Below are 15166 nucleotides of genomic sequence, written 5' to 3'. Positions count from 1 at the left end.
ACTGGTGTCTGACAAGTCGGTCAGGGCAGGCGCACGATCCCGGCCGAGACGATCTCGCCGTCGGCCAGTTCCAGCACGCCGAGGGTGCGGTCCGGCTGGCGGCGCTTGTCGGTGGGGGAGCCGGGGTTGAAGACCCGCACCCCGTCCCCGGTCACGTCCATCGGGATGTGGGAGTGGCCGAAGACCACGAGGTCGGCGGTGGGAAAACGCCGGCGCATCCGGAGCGTGCGGCGGTCCTTCGGCCCGCTGTCGTGGATCATCGCCACCCGTACGCCGGCGAGCTCGAGCTCCCACGTCTCGGGGGCGCCCCAGGCCGCCACCTCCGGGCCGTCGTTGTTGCCCAGGACGACGTGCACCGGGGCGAAAGCGGCCAGCTCGTCCAGGACGTCCGGGGTGCAGACGTCCCCAGCGTGCAGGATGAGGTCCGCGCGAGCCAGCTCACGGGCCACGGCCGGCGGACAGCCCTTCCAGAACCGTGGGGCGTGGGTGTCGGCGAGCACCACGACCCTCACGGCAGGAGGTCCTCGACGGCGGCCAGCTGCTCCCGGGTCACCCAGGACGGGTTGGCGGCGAAGGGCTGGCGCTGGACCTCCAGGTCGCCGACGCCCGTGGCTTTGAGCTCCGCGTCGGTGACCGGCTCGTCGAGCAGGGCGACGTCCACCTCGACCCGGGCCCGGACCTGGTGGTGGCCGTCCGCGGCGTGCCAGAAGCCGCGCAGGTCCTCCGACCACGGCTCGACCTCGGCGACGACGCGACCCACGCCCCAGACGCCCCGGGCGAAGCCGGAGCGTCCGTCGCCCGAGACCCACCAGAGCACCCGGTCGTCGGGGCGCATCAGCGCGCTGCGGTAACCGGGCCGGACCGACCAGGAGGTCAGCCGTCGCTCACCGGTGGCCCAGAAGCCAGGCAGGTCCCAGGCCGTCGGGTTGCACTTGAGCAGCCAGGCCCCCAGGTCCGCCCGACGGACCGACCCTGCTGACGCCACGCCGTCATCCTCCCAGCCCGGCCGCGGACGTTTCGGGAGGTCCAGATCCGGGCACGAGAAGATGGTGCCCATGCCCCGCCCCGCAACTGCTCTGCACCGGCTCGCCGAAGCTCTCTCCGTCGCCACCGAGTACGGGGACTGGCAGGGGCAGCACCGCCAGATCAGCGACCAGACCCTGACCGCGGTGCTCGCCGGCCTGGGCGTCGACGCCTCGACCCCCGAGTCCGTCGCGGCGGCCCTGGCCGACCAGGAAGAGCTGCCCTGGTCCCGGCTGCTGCCCCCGTGCGTCGCGTTCCGCAGCGGCCGGACCGTCGAGGTGGCGGTGCACCCGACCCAGGGTGAGCAGGTCGAGGTCTGGATCGACCTGGAGAGCGGCGGTCGGCGGGAGGACGTCGTCCGGCTCCGGGGAGGCCGACAGGCCCGCCAGGTCGGCGACCGGATGGTCTCCGAGCTGCGGCTCGAGCTGCCGACCGACCTGCCGCTCGGGTACCACCGGCTGCAGGCCCGGACCCCCAGCGAGGAGGCGGTGACCGAGGTGATCGTGACGCCCGCCTGGCTGGGGGTACCGGAGCGGCTGGGTGAGCGCAGGGCCTGGGGGCTGGCCGCCCAGCTCTACAGCGTCCGGTCCCGGCAGTCGTGGGGTGTCGGGGACCTGGCCGACCTCGAGGACCTGGCCGTCTGGTCGGCCGCCGAGCACGACGCCGACTTCGTCCTGGTCAACCCGCTGCACGCGGCCGAGCCCGTGCCGCCGATGGAGCCCTCGCCGTACCTGCCGACGACGCGGCGGTTCACCAACCCGATGTACCTGCGGCCCGAGCGGGTGCTGGAGTACGCGACGGCGACGCCCAAGCAGCGGCAACGCGTGGACGAGTTGCGGGCCGGGGTCGAGATCGCCGACGGTGAGGCGCCCCCGATCGACCGGGACCGGTCCTGGACGGCCAAGCGAGCCGCGCTGAGCGTAATCTTCGCGGTACCGCGAACCCCGGGCCGGGAGGTCGCGTTCCGCGCCTACCGCCGGCGGGAGGGGTGGGGACTGCAGGACTTCGCGACCTGGGCGGTGCTGTCGGAGCGGCTCGGCGGGCTCGCGGACTGGCCGGAGGAGCTTCGGCACCCGGCCTCGCCCGCCGTCTTGGAGTTCGCGGCCGAGCACGCTACCGAGGTGGAGTTCTGGTGCTGGCTGCAGTGGCTGCTGGACGAGCAGCTGGCCGCCGCGCAGCAGGCCGGCCGCCGCGCCGGGATGGGGCTGGGGATCATGCACGACCTGGCCGTCGGCGTCCATCCCGCCGGCGCCGACGCCTGGAGCCTGCAGGACTCCTACGCCGCCGGCATCACCGTCGGGGCGCCGCCGGACCCGTACAACCAGAACGGCCAGGACTGGAGCCAGCCGCCGTGGCGGCCCGACCGGCTGGCCGACAGCGCGTACGCGCCGTTCCGGCAGATGGTCTCGACCATCCTCCGGCACGCCGGCGGCATCCGCGTCGACCACGTGATCGGGCTGTTCCGGCTGTGGTGGATCCCGGCCGGGCTCGGCCCCACCGAGGGCACCTACGTCCGCTACGACCACGAGGCGATGATCGGCATCCTGGCCCTGGAGGCGTACCGGGCCGAGGCGCTGGTGGTGGGAGAGGACCTGGGCACGGTGGAGCCCTGGGTGCGCGACTACCTGAGCGAGCGCGGCATCCTCGGCACCTCGATCCTGTGGTTCGAGTTCGACTGGGAGGGCGATCGGCTCCCGCTGGCTCCCGAGCGCTGGCGCGAGCTGTGCCTGGCCTCGGTGACCACCCACGACCTGCCGCCCACCAGCGCCTACCTGGCCGGGGACCACGTCCGGCTCCGGGACCGGCTCGGCGTGCTGACCCGGCCGGTGGCCGAGGAGCTCGAGGCGGCGACCGAGGAACGACGGGCCTGGACCGACCAGCTCGAGGCGTCCGGCCTGCTGACCGCGGGCGCCGGCGAAGCGGAGACCATCGAGGCGCTGCACCGCTACCTCACCCTCACCCCCTCGCGGCTGCAGTGCGTCGCCCTGACCGACGCGGTCGGTGACCGGCAGGCCCAGAACCAGCCGGGGACGACCGACGAGTACCCCAACTGGCGGGTGCCGCTGACCGGCCCGGCCGGCGAGCCCGTCCTGCTGGAGGACGTCCTCGCCAGCCCTCGGGTGGCTGCGCTGGCCGGGGTCTTCGCCCATCAGCCCCCGGCTAGGGTCGTCCCCATGCCCCGAGCGAGCGACTGACGTGTCCACCGCACAGGCGCCCCCGGCGACCGAGCAGAAGTCCGGAGGCAGCAGCAGCCTGCGGACGGTGATCATCGCCTTCGCGGCGAACCTGCTGATCGCGATCGCCAAGACCGTCGCCTCGATGGTGACCGGCTCGGCCTCGATGCTGGCCGAGGCGGCACACTCCTGGGCCGACACCGGTAACGAGATCTTCCTGCTGGTCGCTGAGCGGCGGGGGGAGAAGTCGCGGGACGACAGCCACCCGATGGGCTACGGGCGCGAGACCTACGTCTGGTCGATGTTCGCGGCCTTCGGCCTGTTCACCGCGGGTGCGGTCGTCTCGATCTACCACGGCATCAGCGAGCTGATCCACCCGGAGGAGGCGCAGGACTTCCTGATCGCCTACCTCGTGCTGGCGGTCTCGTTCGTGCTGGAGGGGGTCTCGTTCACCCAGGCCGTCACCCAGACCCGGCGGACCGCGGGGGAGCTCGGCCGCAGCGTCGGCGACCACATCCTCAACACCTCCAACCCGACCCTGCGAGCCGTCTTCTTCGAGGACGCGGCGGCGCTGATCGGTATCCTGCTGGCCGGCAGCGGCATCCTGCTGCACCAGCTGTCCGGCTCCGCCGTCCCGGACGCCATCGGCTCGATCCTGGTCGGGGTGCTGCTCGGCGTCGTCGCGGTCGTCCTGATCGACCGCAACCGGCGCTTCCTGGTCGGGGAGAACGTGCGGCCCGGGCTGCGGAGCGAGGTGCTGCGCGGCCTCCTCGAGAGCCCGGAGGTCGACCGGGTCACCTACCTGCACCTGGAGTTCCTCGGTCCGGGCCGGCTCTACCTCGTCGCCGCCATCGACATGAGCGGCAACGACCGCGAGGAGCACCTCGCCGTCCGGCTGCGTCGGCTCGAGCGCCACCTGGAGGGCAACGACAACATCGAAGAGGCCGTCCTCACCCTGGCCACCCCCGACGAGGCGTCGCTGCTGCTCTGAGGCCGAGGGGCGAGCACGAAATTGACCTCGCCGAGCCCGATCGTGACCAATCTTCAACATTCGACTCCGGCCCGGGTGAGAAACGGCAGAGTGTGACGCGCGTTGCTGAGCCCTTCCTGTGCGGGGTCGGTCACGCGTCTATGCGCTGTCGAGTTCGGGGGAATGGGTCATGCGCGCCTTGGGGGAAGACGCTGCCGTCTTCGTGCATCCTGCGGGGTTGTGCGAGAGCGACGACGTAGGTGCGGGGACGCGCGTCTGGGCCTTTGCGCACGTCCTCGCGGGCGCCTCCGTCGGTCGTGATTGCAACGTCTGCGACGGCGCCTACATCGAGGGCGGCGCCGTTCTCGGGAACCGGGTGACCGTCAAGAACCAGGTCATGGTCTTCGCCGGGGTCACGGTGGCCGACGACGTGTTCCTCGGACCGGGCGTGACCTTCACCAACGACCTCCGCCCCCGCGCGCACGTCAAGAAGTCCGGCGACGGGCTGGCCACCACCCAGGTGCAGAAGGGGGCCACGCTCGGCGCACGCGTCGTCGTCGTCTGCGGGGTCGAGATCGGCGCCCATGCCTTCGTCGGAGCAGGGGCCGTGGTGACCAGAGACGTGCCCGACCACGGGTTCGTGGTCGGCAACCCGGGGCGGCTGATCGGCTGGGCCTGCGTGTGCGGCCGCCGACTGCCCGAGGACCTGGCGTGTGAGTGCGGCCGCCAGTTCGTCCGCGACGGCAAGCGCGTCACGGAGCGGGAGCGCTAGCGGATGTACGTCACGCTTCGGGGCACACCGACAGGCGAGAGCCCGGTGAAGCAGGGCGAGCAGCAGGGGCGGCGCTCCCGGCTGCGCGGCGTCCCGCGCACGGTGCTGGCCCTCGGCATGGTCAGCTTCTTCACCGACGTGTCCTCGGAGTCGGTGGTCGCGGTGCTGCCGCTCTACGTGACGGCCGTCCTGGGCATGAGCCCGCTCGCCTACGGCTTCCTCGACGGGGTGTACCAGGGCGTCTCGGCGGTCGTCCGGGTGCTCGGCGGGTGGTGGGCGGACCGCACCCACCGGAGCAAGGAGGTCGCCCTGCTCGGGTACGGCGTGTCGGCGCTGTCCCGCTTCCTGCTGCTGCCCGCCACCGGGTTCGCCGCGATCACCGGGACGGTCGCCCTGGACCGGCTGGGCAAGGGACTGCGGACCGGACCGCGGGACTCCATGATCGCGGCCTCCAGCCAGGAACGGGACCTCGGCCGCAACTTCGGCGTGCACCGGACGCTCGACACCGCGGGGGCCCTGGTCGGTCCGCTCGCCGCCTTCGGCATCCTGAGCGCGATCCCGCTCGGCCTCGGCGGCTTCCACTCGGTCTTCGTGCTCAGCGCGGCCGCTGCGGTGGTCGGCGTGGCCGTCCTGCTGCTGGTCGTCCCGGGGCGGGCACGGACCGCCGCCGCGACCAGCGATGAGTCCGCGCCCAGCACGGTCGAGGCGGTCCGTAGGACCGCACCGCGGATGCGCTGGCGGGACCTGACCGATCGTCGGCTCCGCCGGCTGCTGCTCGCGGCCGGCGTCCTCGGTCTGCTGACCGTCGGCGACGGGTTCCTCTACCTCGTGCTCGCCTCGTCCGGGACGGTCGGTGCCCGCTGGTTCCCGTTGCTGATGGTCGGCACCAACGCCGCCTACCTGGCTCTCGCCGTGCCGTTCGGGAGACTGGCCGACCGCGTCGGGCGCCCCCGGGTCTTCCTCGGCGGTCACCTCTTCCTCGTCGCGGCCTACGTGGTGACCGCCCTCCAGCACGGTGCCGCCTGGGAGGTGGCCGGGGTGCTCCTGCTGCTGGGCGCGTTCTACGCCGCGACCGACGGAGTGCTGGCCGCGATCGCCAGCCGGCTGGTGCCCGAGGCGAGCCGGGCCAGTGGGATCGCGGCCGCCCAGACGGTCGTCGCCCTCGCCCGCTTCGGGTCCTCCGTCGGCTTCGGCCTGCTGTGGACGTTGACCGGCCGCTCCACCGCGATGGTGGTGGTGGCCGTCGCGCTCGCGGTCGCGATCCCCTTCGCCGCGGGGCTGCTGCAGCTGCGCCGCCCGGCAGGAGCACGGTCGTGAGCCGCGGTCGGGTCGTGCTGCTCGGCTTCGTCACCCTGCTCTGTCTCGTCGTCGCCGCCGGCTACTTCGTCTACGCCCGCGACGCCGCCCTCGCTCCCGCTGCCGCAACGGCCGTTCCGACGGTGGGAGCGGCGGCCGTGCTGACCGGCCCCCGGGTGGTCTTCCGGAACACCCAGCTGGGTGCCGACTACGCCCACCTCGCGTTGGTGCCCCTCGACAACCCGGCCGGACCGCGGGCAGTGACCCCGCTCAGCTGTCAGCGGGTCTACGCCACCGCCCACGCCGGCGTCTGCGTGACCGAGACCCGCGGCATGGCCCCCAGCTACGGGATCACGACCCTGGACGCCCAGCTGCAGCCGACCAGGTCGACGGTCCTCACCGGTGAGCCGAGCCGGGCGCGCATGTCGCGCGACGGGAGCCTGGTCTCGACCACCACCTTCGTGGCCGGCCACTCCTACGCGTCCACCTCGTTCTCGACCTCGACCATCATCCGCGAGCGCGGCCGGTCGTTGGGGAACCTGGAGACCTGGCGGACCACGCTGCCGGACGGCTCGGACCTGAGGGCCCTGAACCGCAACTTCTGGGGCGTCACGTTCGCTCCCGACGACGACACCTTCTACGCCACCGCAGCCTCGGGTGGGACCACCTGGCTGGTGCGCGGCAGCATCAAGGCCCGCACCATGACCGCTCTGCGGACCGACGCCGAGTGCCCCTCCCTGTCACCGGACGGGACGCACGTCGCGTACAAGAAGCGGCTCGGCAACGCGACTCCCGGCGTCTGGCGGCTCGCGGTCCTCGACCTCGCCACCGGCACGGAGGTGCTGCTGGCCGAGACGCGCAGCGTCGACGACCAGATGGAGTGGCTCGACAACGACACCGTCCTCTACGGCGTCCCCCGGGCCGGCACCGAGGCCACCACCTCCGACGTCTGGGAGGTCCCGGCCAACGGCCAGGGCACCCCGACCGTCCTCATCCCGTACGCCACCTCACCGGCCGTCGTCCGGTGAGCAGCTGTATCTGCTTGACCCGCACCCCCCGGCGGCGCCGCACATCGAGCCAGCCGAGGAGAAGTCGATGAAGACAACTGCGATCCCCACCATCCGCTCCGGGACGGGGGACTGCGGACCTGCCGTCCCCGGCCGCCCCCGGCCGGTCAGCGCCGACGCGCTCGGCAGCGCGGACCCCCGCCTGAGCTCGCTGACGGTCGGGCGGCGCTGACGTGGCCGCCATGCTCAAGCTCGCCCCGGGCCGGCGCGCCGCCCGTCCCCACGAGAGCCGCTTCCGCAGCCACGCCCACATCCTGATCATCGTCCAGAACCTGCCGGTGCCGCTGGACCGCCGGGTCTGGCTGGAGTGCCAGGCACTCAGGGACGCGGGCTACGCCGTCAGCGTGATCTGCCCCAAGGGACCGGGTGACCCGTCGTTCGACGTCATCGACGACGTGCGGATCCACAAGTACCGCCCCGCCCCCCAGGTGGACGGCGCCAAGGGCTTCCTGCTCGAGTTCGTCTACAGCTGGCTGCGTACCGCCTGGCTGTCCTGGACGATCTGGCGCGACCGGCCGTTCGACGTCATTCAGGCGTGCAACCCCCCGGACACCTACTGGGCGCTGGCCAAGCTGTGGAAATCACGGGGCGTGGGCTTCGTCTTCGACCAGCACGACCTGAACCCCGAGCTCTACCTGTCCCGGTTCGGTCAGCCGAAGACCTCCAACGGCAAGCTCCAGTACTGGGGACTGCGCTGGCTGGAGCAGATGACCTACCGGACGGCCGACCGTGTCATCTCCACCAACGAGTCCTACCGATCCGTCGCCATCCGCCGCGGCCGTCGCTGGGCCGAGGACGTGGTCGTGGTCCGCAGCGGCCCCGACACCCGCCGGATGCGTCCCGTCGCGCCCGCCGAACCGGTCGAGCCCGGCCGGCCCCAGTCGCTGGTCTATCTCGGCATCATGGGTCCCCAGGACGGCGTCGACGTGGTGCTGGACGTCATGGACGAGCTGGTGCACCGCCGTGGCCGCACCACCGTGCGCGCGACCCTGATGGGCTTCGGCGACTGCTTCGACGAGCTCCGTTCCCGGGCGACCGAGCTGGGCCTGGACGACGTGGTCACCTTCACCGGCCGGGCGGACCTCGAGATGATCGCCGAGCACCTCAGTGCCGCGGACGTGGGTCTGTGCCCCGACCTGAAGTCGCCGCTGAACGACGTCTCGACCATGAACAAGACCATGGAGTACATGGCCTACGCGCTGCCGTCGGTGGCCTTCGACCTGACCGAGACCCGGGTGTCCGGCGGCGACACGGTGCTCTACGTCCCCTCGGGTGACGTCCAGGCGTTCGCCGACGAGGTCGAGCGGCTGCTCGACGACGACACCCTGCGGCGGCGGCTCGGTGACGCCGCCCGCAAGCGGGTCGTGGAGCACCTGGACTGGCGCACCCAGGTCCCGGGCTACGTCGGCGTGTTCGACGGGCTGACCGGCCGGGTCGGACGAGTGGCCGTTCCGGAGTCGGCTAAGGACCCCGCTCGAGCCGCGTCCGGTGGCGAGGCCGACGTGTCCGAGAGGGCCACTCTGCTGGACGAAGGAGCCCTGCGCGAGACCACAGCCCTGCTCGGGACGGGCGACGTGTTCGACACCGCTTCCCTGCTCGGCACGGCCGCGCAGCTCGACAAGCCGGCCCGGGTCGAGCAGTCCGAGCTGGTCGACGAGGCGGTGGACCGCGGCGGCCGCCGTCACCTCCAGCTCGGCGCCAGCCAGGGCCCGGACGACAGCGCCCTGCAGAGGAGCTCCGCATGATGGCCGAGATGGACGAGCACCCGTCGCGGTGGGAGACCCCGACCGACGCCGTCTCGATCTCGGTCATCGGCTGCGGATACCTCGGAGCCGTCCACGCCGCCGCGATGGCCGCCCTGGGTCACGACGTCGTCGGGCTCGACGTGGACGCTGCGAAGATCGCCGAGCTGGCCGCGGGGCAGGCTCCCTTCTTCGAGCCGGGTCTGACCGAGATCCTGGCGGAAGGTGCGCGCACCGGCCAGCTCCGGTTCACCACCGACCTCGGCTCGGTCGCGGCCGCGCAGGTGCACTTCATCTGTGTCGGGACCCCGCAGCGACGTGGGGAGAACTCCGCTGACCTGCGGCACGTCGACGCCGCCTTCCATCAGCTGCTGCCGCAGCTCAAGCCGGGCGACGTCGTGGTCGGCAAGTCGACCGTCCCGGTCGGGACCGCCGAGCGACTCGCCGAGCTGCTGCGGTCGGTCGAGCCGACCGCCACCCTGGTCTGGAACCCGGAGTTCCTGCGCGAGGGGCACGCCGTCAAGGACACCCTGTCCCCGGACCGCCTGGTCTACGGGGTGCCGGAGGGTCCCGCGGGGGAGCGGGCGGTGACCGTCCTCAACCGGGTCTACGCCAAGGCCGTCGCCAACGGGGTTCCGGTGGTGGTCACCGACTACGCCACCGCGCAGCTGGTCAAGGTGGCGGCCAACTCGTTCCTGGCGACCAAGATCTCCTTCATCAACGCCATGGCCGAGCTCTGCGAGGTGACGGGAGGGGACGTGGTCCAGCTGGCCGACGCCATCGGCTATGACGCCCGCATCGGTCGCCGCTTTCTCAACGCGGGCCTGGGCTTCGGCGGCGGCTGCCTGCCCAAGGACATCCGCGCCTTCATGGCGCGGGCCGGCGAGCTCGGCGTGGACCAGGCGCTGACCTTCCTCCGAGAGGTCGACGCCATCAACCTGCGGCGCCGGGTACGAATGGTGGATCTCGCCCGCGAGGTCTGTGAAGGCTCTATCGTTGGCCGTCGGATCGCGGTGCTGGGCGCAGCGTTCAAGCCGGACAGCGACGACGTCAGGGACTCGCCGGCCCTCAGCGTGGCCGCCCAGATGACGTTGCAGGGGGCTGAGGTGGTCGTGACCGACCCGGAGGCGATCGCCAACGCCTCGGCGAAGTGGCCCGACCTGGTATTCGCCGAGACCGTCGACGAGGCCGTCCAGGACGCGGAGCTCGTGCTGCTGCTGACGGAGTGGCCCGAGTACGTGGCGCTGGACCCTCACGAGCTGAGGACGCGGGTGGCCCGACCTCGGATGCTCGACGGCCGCAACGCCCTGGACGCCGCCCGTTGGCGGGCCGCTGGGTGGACCTACCGCGCGCTGGGACGCCGCTGATGGCCGCCGCGATGGACCTGGCCCAGCAGTCCACCGCCCTGCCCGCGGAGCCCGTGGCCCACCGGCGCCGTCGGCCGCTGCGCACCAACCTCCACCACCTGCTGGAGGGCGGCGCGGCGGAGCGCGGGGGCGCCCCCTGCCTCACCTACCGGGACCAGACGACGAGCTACGCCGAGGTCTGGCAGCTCGTCCAGGCCGCGGCGTCGGGGCTCATCGGACTCGGGCTCGCGCGTGAGGACCGGGTTGCTGTCTTCGTGGACAAGAGGGTGGAGACCGTGGCGGCCGTCTTCGCCACCTCGGCCGCGGCGGGGGTCTTCGTCCCGGTGAACCACGTGCTCAAGGCGGGCCAGGCGCTCTACATCCTGCGCCACTGCGACGTGCGCATCCTGGTGACCACCCGCGAGCGGCTCGCCCTCCTGCGCGAGGGACTGGCGGACTGCCCCGCGTTGGACCACGTCGTGCTGGTCGGCCCCGCCACGGCGGAGGACCTGGAGCCGCGGACCGGCTACCAGGTCTGCCGCTGGGACGACCTGGTCGCTGGCCCGGCCGCCACGCCAACCGTGCGGCCGGTCGACGTCGACATGGCGGCCATCTTCTACACCTCCGGCAGCACGGGCAAGCCGAAGGGTGTGGTGCTGAGTCATCGCAACCTGCTGGTCGGCGCGGAGAGCGTCGCGAGCTACCTGCACAACACCGCCGACGACGTCATCCTGTCGGCGCTGCCTCTCAGCTTCGACGCGGGCTTCAGCCAGTTGACGACGGCGTTCTCGGTGGGCGCCCACGTCGTGCTGCACAACCACCTGCTGCCCGCCGACGTCGTCCGCCTCGTGGCGAAGCATCGCGTCACGGGACTGACCGGCGTGCCGCCGCTGTGGCTGCAGATCACGAGCGTGCCATGGCCCGAGGGTGCCGCCTCGAGCCTGCGGTACTTCGCCAACACCGGCGGCCGGATGCCGAAGTCGACGTTGGACCGGCTCCGGAGCATCTTCAGTGGCGCCGAGCCGTTCCTGATGTACGGGCTGACGGAGGCCTTCCGCTCGACCTACCTGGACCCGGCCGAGGTGGACCGGCGCCCGGACTCGATCGGCAAAGCGATTCCGAACGCCGAGGTCCTGGTACTGCGGCCCGACGGCAGCCGGTGCGGTCCGGGCGAGGAAGGCGAGCTGGTCCACCGGGGAGCTCTGGTGGCACTGGGTTACTGGGAGGACCCGGAGAAGACCGCGGAGCGGTTCCGTGCCATCCCGGACCGGCAGTCGTCGTGGCGGGCCCCCGAGCTGGCGGTCTGGTCCGGCGACGGCGTGGTCGCCGACGAGGACGGCTTTCTCTACTTCGTGGGTCGACGGGACGAGATGATCAAGACCTCGGGCTACCGGGTCAGCCCGACCGAGATCGAAGAAGTCGCCTACGACACCGGCTTGGTGCGGGATGCCGTTGCGCTCGGGGTGGCCGACGAGCGACTGGGTCAGCGCATCGTGCTCGTCGCCACGTCGGCGAACGAGGAGGAGCTGAAGCCCGAAGCGCTGGTGGCGGCCTTCCGTCGTCAGCTGCCGCTGTACATGGTGCCTTCGACGGTGCTGGTGCGTGACGAGCTGCCGCGATCGCCGAACGGGAAGTATGACCGCAACCTCATTCGGACCGAGCTGGACGCGTGAGCGCCGCCGACCTGCTGCGGACCTTCGGGACCATCAAGGGCGAGCTGGCCGTCGGGGGGCAACCCGTGAGCCGGCTCGCGGCCCGGGTGGGGTCGACGCCGTTCTTCGCCTACGACCGCCGGCTGCTGACCGACCGGGTGGCTCAGCTGCGTGCGGCCCTGCCCGCGCGACTCGAGCTGACGTACGCGATGAAGGCCAACCCCATGCCGGCCGTCGTGCAGCACCTGGCGGGCCTGGTCGACTCCCTCGACGTGGCGTCGGCCGGCGAGATGCAGGTCGCGCTGGACACCGGGATGCCGGCCGAGCGGGTCAGCTTCGCCGGCCCCGGCAAGACGGCCGCCGAGATCCGCCAGGCGGTCGCGGCCGGAGTGGTTCTCGAGCTCGAGTCGGCGACCGAGGCCCGACGGGTCCTGGCGGCCGGGGACGACCTCGGCGTGCGGCCGACCGTGGCTGTCCGGGTCAATCCCGACTTCGCCGTCAAGGGCTCGGGGATGCGGATGGGCGGCGGACCGCAGCAGTTCGGCGTCGACTCCGAGCAGGTGCCGGGGCTGCTCGCCGAGCTCCGTGGAGCAGAGCTGGAGGTGCTCGGCTTCCACGTCTTCGCCGGTTCCCAGAATCTCCGGGCCGAGGTCATCGCGGAGGCCCAGCGCCGCACCGTCGACCTCGTCCTGCCGCTGGCGGACCTGCTGCCCACGCCGCTGCGCTACCTCAACCTCGGTGGTGGCTTCGGGATCCCCTACTTCGACGCAGACTCACCGCTCGAACTCGGCTTGGTGGCCGACAACCTGCACCAGCTGGTGGACGGCGTTCTCGCCGAGCGGCTGCCACAGGCCCGTCCCGTGATCGAGCTCGGTCGTTACCTGGTGGGGGAGTGCGGCGTCTACGTCACCGAGGTGGTCGACCGCAAGGTGTCGCGCGGCAAGACCTACCTCGTGGTGGACGGCGGCATGCACCACCAGCTCGCCGCGTCGGGCAACTTCGGCCAGGTCATCCGCCGCAACTACCCCGTGCTGGTGGGCAGCCGCGCCGAGGAGGAGCCCGACGAGACCGTGTCGGTGGTCGGTTGTCTCTGCACCCCGCTGGACCTGCTGGGGGACAAGGTCGTGCTGCCGAGGGCCGAGATCGGCGATCTGGTCGTCGTCTTCCAGGCTGGCGCCTACGGCCTGACCGCCAGCCCGACCGCCTTCCTGGGGCATCCCGCTCCCGCCGAGATCCTCCTCTGACCGCCCGCCCGAAAGGAACCGCATGACCACCACCACTCCCACCCTCATCGAGGTCAGGTCCGTCCTGGTCGCGACCCTGGGACTTGAGTATCGTCTGGACCAGCTGGACGAGTCCACCGAGCTGTTCGGAACGCTACCCGAGTTGGACTCGCTTGCGGTGCTGGAGCTCGTCAGTGCTCTTGAGGATCACTTCGAGATCGTCATCGAGGACGAGGAGTTCAGCGGAGAGATCTTCGCGACGCTGGGGTCGCTTGCGGAGTTCGTTCAGGACAAGACGGCCACCCGAGCAAGCGCAACACGTTAGCCGGCGTGCGCTCTGACGTCGCGGGCGGTGCCCGGAGTCACTGCTGATTCTGGCTTTCGCGAGCCTGCTACTGAACAGGGTCACCGGCCTGGGGGCCGTCGTACCAGGTGTTGCCAGACACCCTGACAGGCGGGTCAGTGGAGGTGAGAGGGCCGTACGCGCCACCGCGCGGGAAGGTCTTGGTGCTGAAGTGGTTGTCGGTGATGGAGATGTTGCCGACCTTCTCTAGTGAATCCTCGTCGGCTGAGTAGCCGCCGTAAACCGTGAATGCGCCACCCCCAAGGAGGTTCCCGGTGATGGTCACGTTCGTCATGACCGGGGCGCTGCCGGTGGACAGGATGACCGCGGCGGTCGCTCCGTCGGCCAGGACGATTGTGTTGTGGGCGACGTAGAGGTTGGTCGTCCCCAGCGACTGGACGCCGTCATTATGCGAGTCGCTGGTCAGCGTCAGGTCGTGGATGTAGGAGCTGTCGATCACCACATTGGTGCCGGCCTTGAAGCCGTCGGTGGTGCCGTGGATGTTGCAGCGGAGGCAGGCGTAGTTGGAACCGGCGACAGCGGAGTCACTGGCGGGGTCGGCCAGGCCGTCGATCTCGACATCGGCGATGCGGAGATCGGTGGCCCCGGAGTCGGACAAAATATTGAACGAGCACACCGAGGCGAAGCTTGAGTTGGTGATGGTGACGTTGTTGGCTTTCACTACCAAACAGGTGGTGATGCGCTTGGCGTCTATGACGGTGCCGGTCGCCGTGATGGTCGACGGGCCGGTATAAGGGGTCAATGTGGTCCCGGCTGGCACTCCTGTGGTCGCCGCGCTGGGAAAACTCGTAACCTTGCCTGCGGGCGGCGTCCTGGAGGCCGCTCGGGTCGGCGATACCTGCGTCGGCATCGGACGCCGGTTCGATGTAGCCACAGTGCTGTTGGAGGCGGACGAACGGGACGATCTCGATGCCTCGTCGGTCACTTGGTGATGTAGTACCGCCAGCAGCGACAAGGCGGAAGCCACCAACACCGCGACCACTATCGCCACCACTGTGGCCCGGGGTCGGCGCCACCGTCCAGTCGGGGTCACGACGCAACACCGCCGTCGAGACCGGTAACCGTGGTCGGTCGCGGTACCGCCTGTCGTCGCATCTTCAACCCCCTGTGCACCAGATCTCGTACCGCAAGTCCTGGCGGCCACACCTGGTCGGAGGCAAGAACCTATCGGGGAAGCTCCCACCGCGTGGCGAGTCCGCGATTTTGGTACCGGGCACCGCCCACGAGGCTGTCCCAGCAATCCCGGCGTGCCCGCCCGACCCGCGCCCACACGTTCAGTGTGGGTGGCTCGGACCGCGAAACCAGGCTCTGTGAGCACGCAACGTGAGCGAATTGTGACATACCGTTATCGAACTGTTATGGTTTCGCCGAGTCCTTGGGTCTGCCCCAGATGCCCGAACCGACGCACGATCGATCGCGAGCGCCGGAGCGAACGTCAGGCAGAGCACCCCGGGCAAAACGACCTGGCGGAAGGACTCACCCGGAACTGCCCGATCGTCCACCGGACGATCGATGCCCCCAGAGAAACGGTCTACTG

General features: G+C 71.1%; 14 protein-coding genes. 11 read left to right on the top strand and 3 right to left on the bottom strand.

Annotated features, from left to right (window positions below):
• Window positions 1-20: 20 nt before the first annotated feature.
• On the bottom strand, window positions 21-512 hold the full coding sequence (locus tag ACFE7W_RS00995; protein ID WP_375422906.1) for a metallophosphoesterase family protein: 492 nt from the start codon (window positions 510-512) through the stop codon (window positions 21-23).
• On the bottom strand, window positions 509-985 hold the full coding sequence (locus ACFE7W_RS00990) for an EVE domain-containing protein (protein WP_375422905.1): 477 nt from the start codon (window positions 983-985) through the stop codon (window positions 509-511). Before ACFE7W_RS00990 ends, ACFE7W_RS00995 begins: the two co-directional genes overlap by 4 nt.
• A gap of 70 nt (window positions 986-1055) precedes the next feature.
• Here ACFE7W_RS00990 and malQ point away from each other — a divergent pair, with 70 nt between their 5' ends.
• The 11 genes from malQ to ACFE7W_RS00935 all read left to right on the top strand — a co-directional run bounded on the left by malQ (window position 1056) and on the right by ACFE7W_RS00935 (window position 13590).
• On the top strand, window positions 1056-3218 hold the full coding sequence (gene malQ, locus ACFE7W_RS00985) for a 4-alpha-glucanotransferase (RefSeq protein ID WP_375422904.1): 2163 nt from the start codon (window positions 1056-1058) through the stop codon (window positions 3216-3218).
• 1 nt (window position 3219) lies between these two features.
• Entirely contained in the window at window positions 3220-4188 is a 969-nt protein-coding gene (locus ACFE7W_RS00980; protein WP_375422903.1) for a cation diffusion facilitator family transporter, read from the top strand.
• A 169-nt stretch (window positions 4189-4357) separates the two neighbouring features.
• Window positions 4358-4939 carry an acyltransferase gene (locus ACFE7W_RS00975; protein ID WP_375422902.1) on the top strand — a complete coding sequence of 194 codons (582 nt, stop codon included), beginning with the start codon at window positions 4358-4360 and terminating at the stop codon, window positions 4937-4939.
• Between the two features lie 45 nt (window positions 4940-4984).
• Complete coding sequence (locus tag ACFE7W_RS00970; protein ID WP_375422901.1) at window positions 4985-6256, top strand: MFS transporter; 1272 nt, start codon at window positions 4985-4987, stop codon at window positions 6254-6256.
• On the top strand, window positions 6253-7263 hold the full coding sequence (locus ACFE7W_RS00965) for a hypothetical protein (RefSeq protein WP_375422900.1): 1011 nt from the start codon (window positions 6253-6255) through the stop codon (window positions 7261-7263). Before ACFE7W_RS00970 ends, ACFE7W_RS00965 begins: the two co-directional genes overlap by 4 nt.
• Before the next feature lie 67 nt (window positions 7264-7330).
• Window positions 7331-7474, top strand: coding sequence for a hypothetical protein (locus tag ACFE7W_RS00960; RefSeq protein WP_375422899.1), 144 nt, complete (start codon window positions 7331-7333; stop codon window positions 7472-7474).
• A 10-nt stretch (window positions 7475-7484) separates the two neighbouring features.
• Window positions 7485-9047: a glycosyltransferase family 4 protein gene (locus ACFE7W_RS00955; protein ID WP_375422898.1), complete on the top strand. Its 1563-nt coding sequence runs from the start codon at window positions 7485-7487 to the stop codon at window positions 9045-9047.
• A complete protein-coding gene (locus ACFE7W_RS00950) occupies window positions 9044-10411 on the top strand; it encodes a UDP-glucose dehydrogenase family protein (RefSeq protein ID WP_375422897.1) in 1368 nt (455 codons plus the stop codon). The genes ACFE7W_RS00955 and ACFE7W_RS00950 overlap by 4 nt, the downstream gene beginning before the upstream one ends.
• Window positions 10411-12063, top strand: a complete 1653-nt coding sequence (locus ACFE7W_RS00945; protein ID WP_375422896.1) for an acyl-CoA ligase (AMP-forming), exosortase A system-associated — start codon at window positions 10411-10413, stop codon at window positions 12061-12063. The genes ACFE7W_RS00950 and ACFE7W_RS00945 overlap by 1 nt, the downstream gene beginning before the upstream one ends.
• Entirely contained in the window at window positions 12060-13286 is a 1227-nt protein-coding gene (locus ACFE7W_RS00940; RefSeq protein WP_375422895.1) for a pyridoxal-dependent decarboxylase, exosortase A system-associated, read from the top strand. Before ACFE7W_RS00945 ends, ACFE7W_RS00940 begins: the two co-directional genes overlap by 4 nt.
• Window positions 13287-13308: 22 nt before the next feature.
• Window positions 13309-13590: an acyl carrier protein gene (locus ACFE7W_RS00935; protein ID WP_375422894.1), complete on the top strand. Its 282-nt coding sequence runs from the start codon at window positions 13309-13311 to the stop codon at window positions 13588-13590.
• A gap of 67 nt (window positions 13591-13657) precedes the next feature.
• Here the strand turns inward: ACFE7W_RS00935 and ACFE7W_RS00930 are convergent, their stop codons facing one another.
• Window positions 13658-14602: a hypothetical protein gene (locus ACFE7W_RS00930; protein WP_375422893.1), complete on the bottom strand. Its 945-nt coding sequence runs from the start codon at window positions 14600-14602 to the stop codon at window positions 13658-13660.
• Window positions 14603-15166 lie beyond the last annotated feature (564 nt).

The organism is uncultured Friedmanniella sp., from assembly GCF_964244285.1.
Lineage (GTDB): Bacteria > Actinomycetota > Actinomycetes > Propionibacteriales > Propionibacteriaceae > Microlunatus.
Note: the sequence above shows the minus strand (reverse complement) of the source record. Positions and strands in the feature narration are given on the sequence as shown.

Coding starts and splice junctions, on each gene's coding strand:
- malQ (WP_375422904.1), top strand. CDS start 1,056: ATGCCCCGCCCCGCAACTGCTCTGCACCGGCTCGCCGAAGCTCTCTCC.
- ACFE7W_RS00950 (WP_375422897.1), top strand. CDS start 9,044: ATGATGGCCGAGATGGACGAGCACCCGTCGCGGTGGGAGACCCCGACC.
- ACFE7W_RS00935 (WP_375422894.1), top strand. CDS start 13,309: ATGACCACCACCACTCCCACCCTCATCGAGGTCAGGTCCGTCCTGGTC.
- ACFE7W_RS00945 (WP_375422896.1), top strand. CDS start 10,411: ATGGCCGCCGCGATGGACCTGGCCCAGCAGTCCACCGCCCTGCCCGCG.
- ACFE7W_RS00955 (WP_375422898.1), top strand. CDS start 7,485: ATGCTCAAGCTCGCCCCGGGCCGGCGCGCCGCCCGTCCCCACGAGAGC.
- ACFE7W_RS00960 (WP_375422899.1), top strand. CDS start 7,331: ATGAAGACAACTGCGATCCCCACCATCCGCTCCGGGACGGGGGACTGC.
- ACFE7W_RS00975 (WP_375422902.1), top strand. CDS start 4,358: ATGCGCGCCTTGGGGGAAGACGCTGCCGTCTTCGTGCATCCTGCGGGG.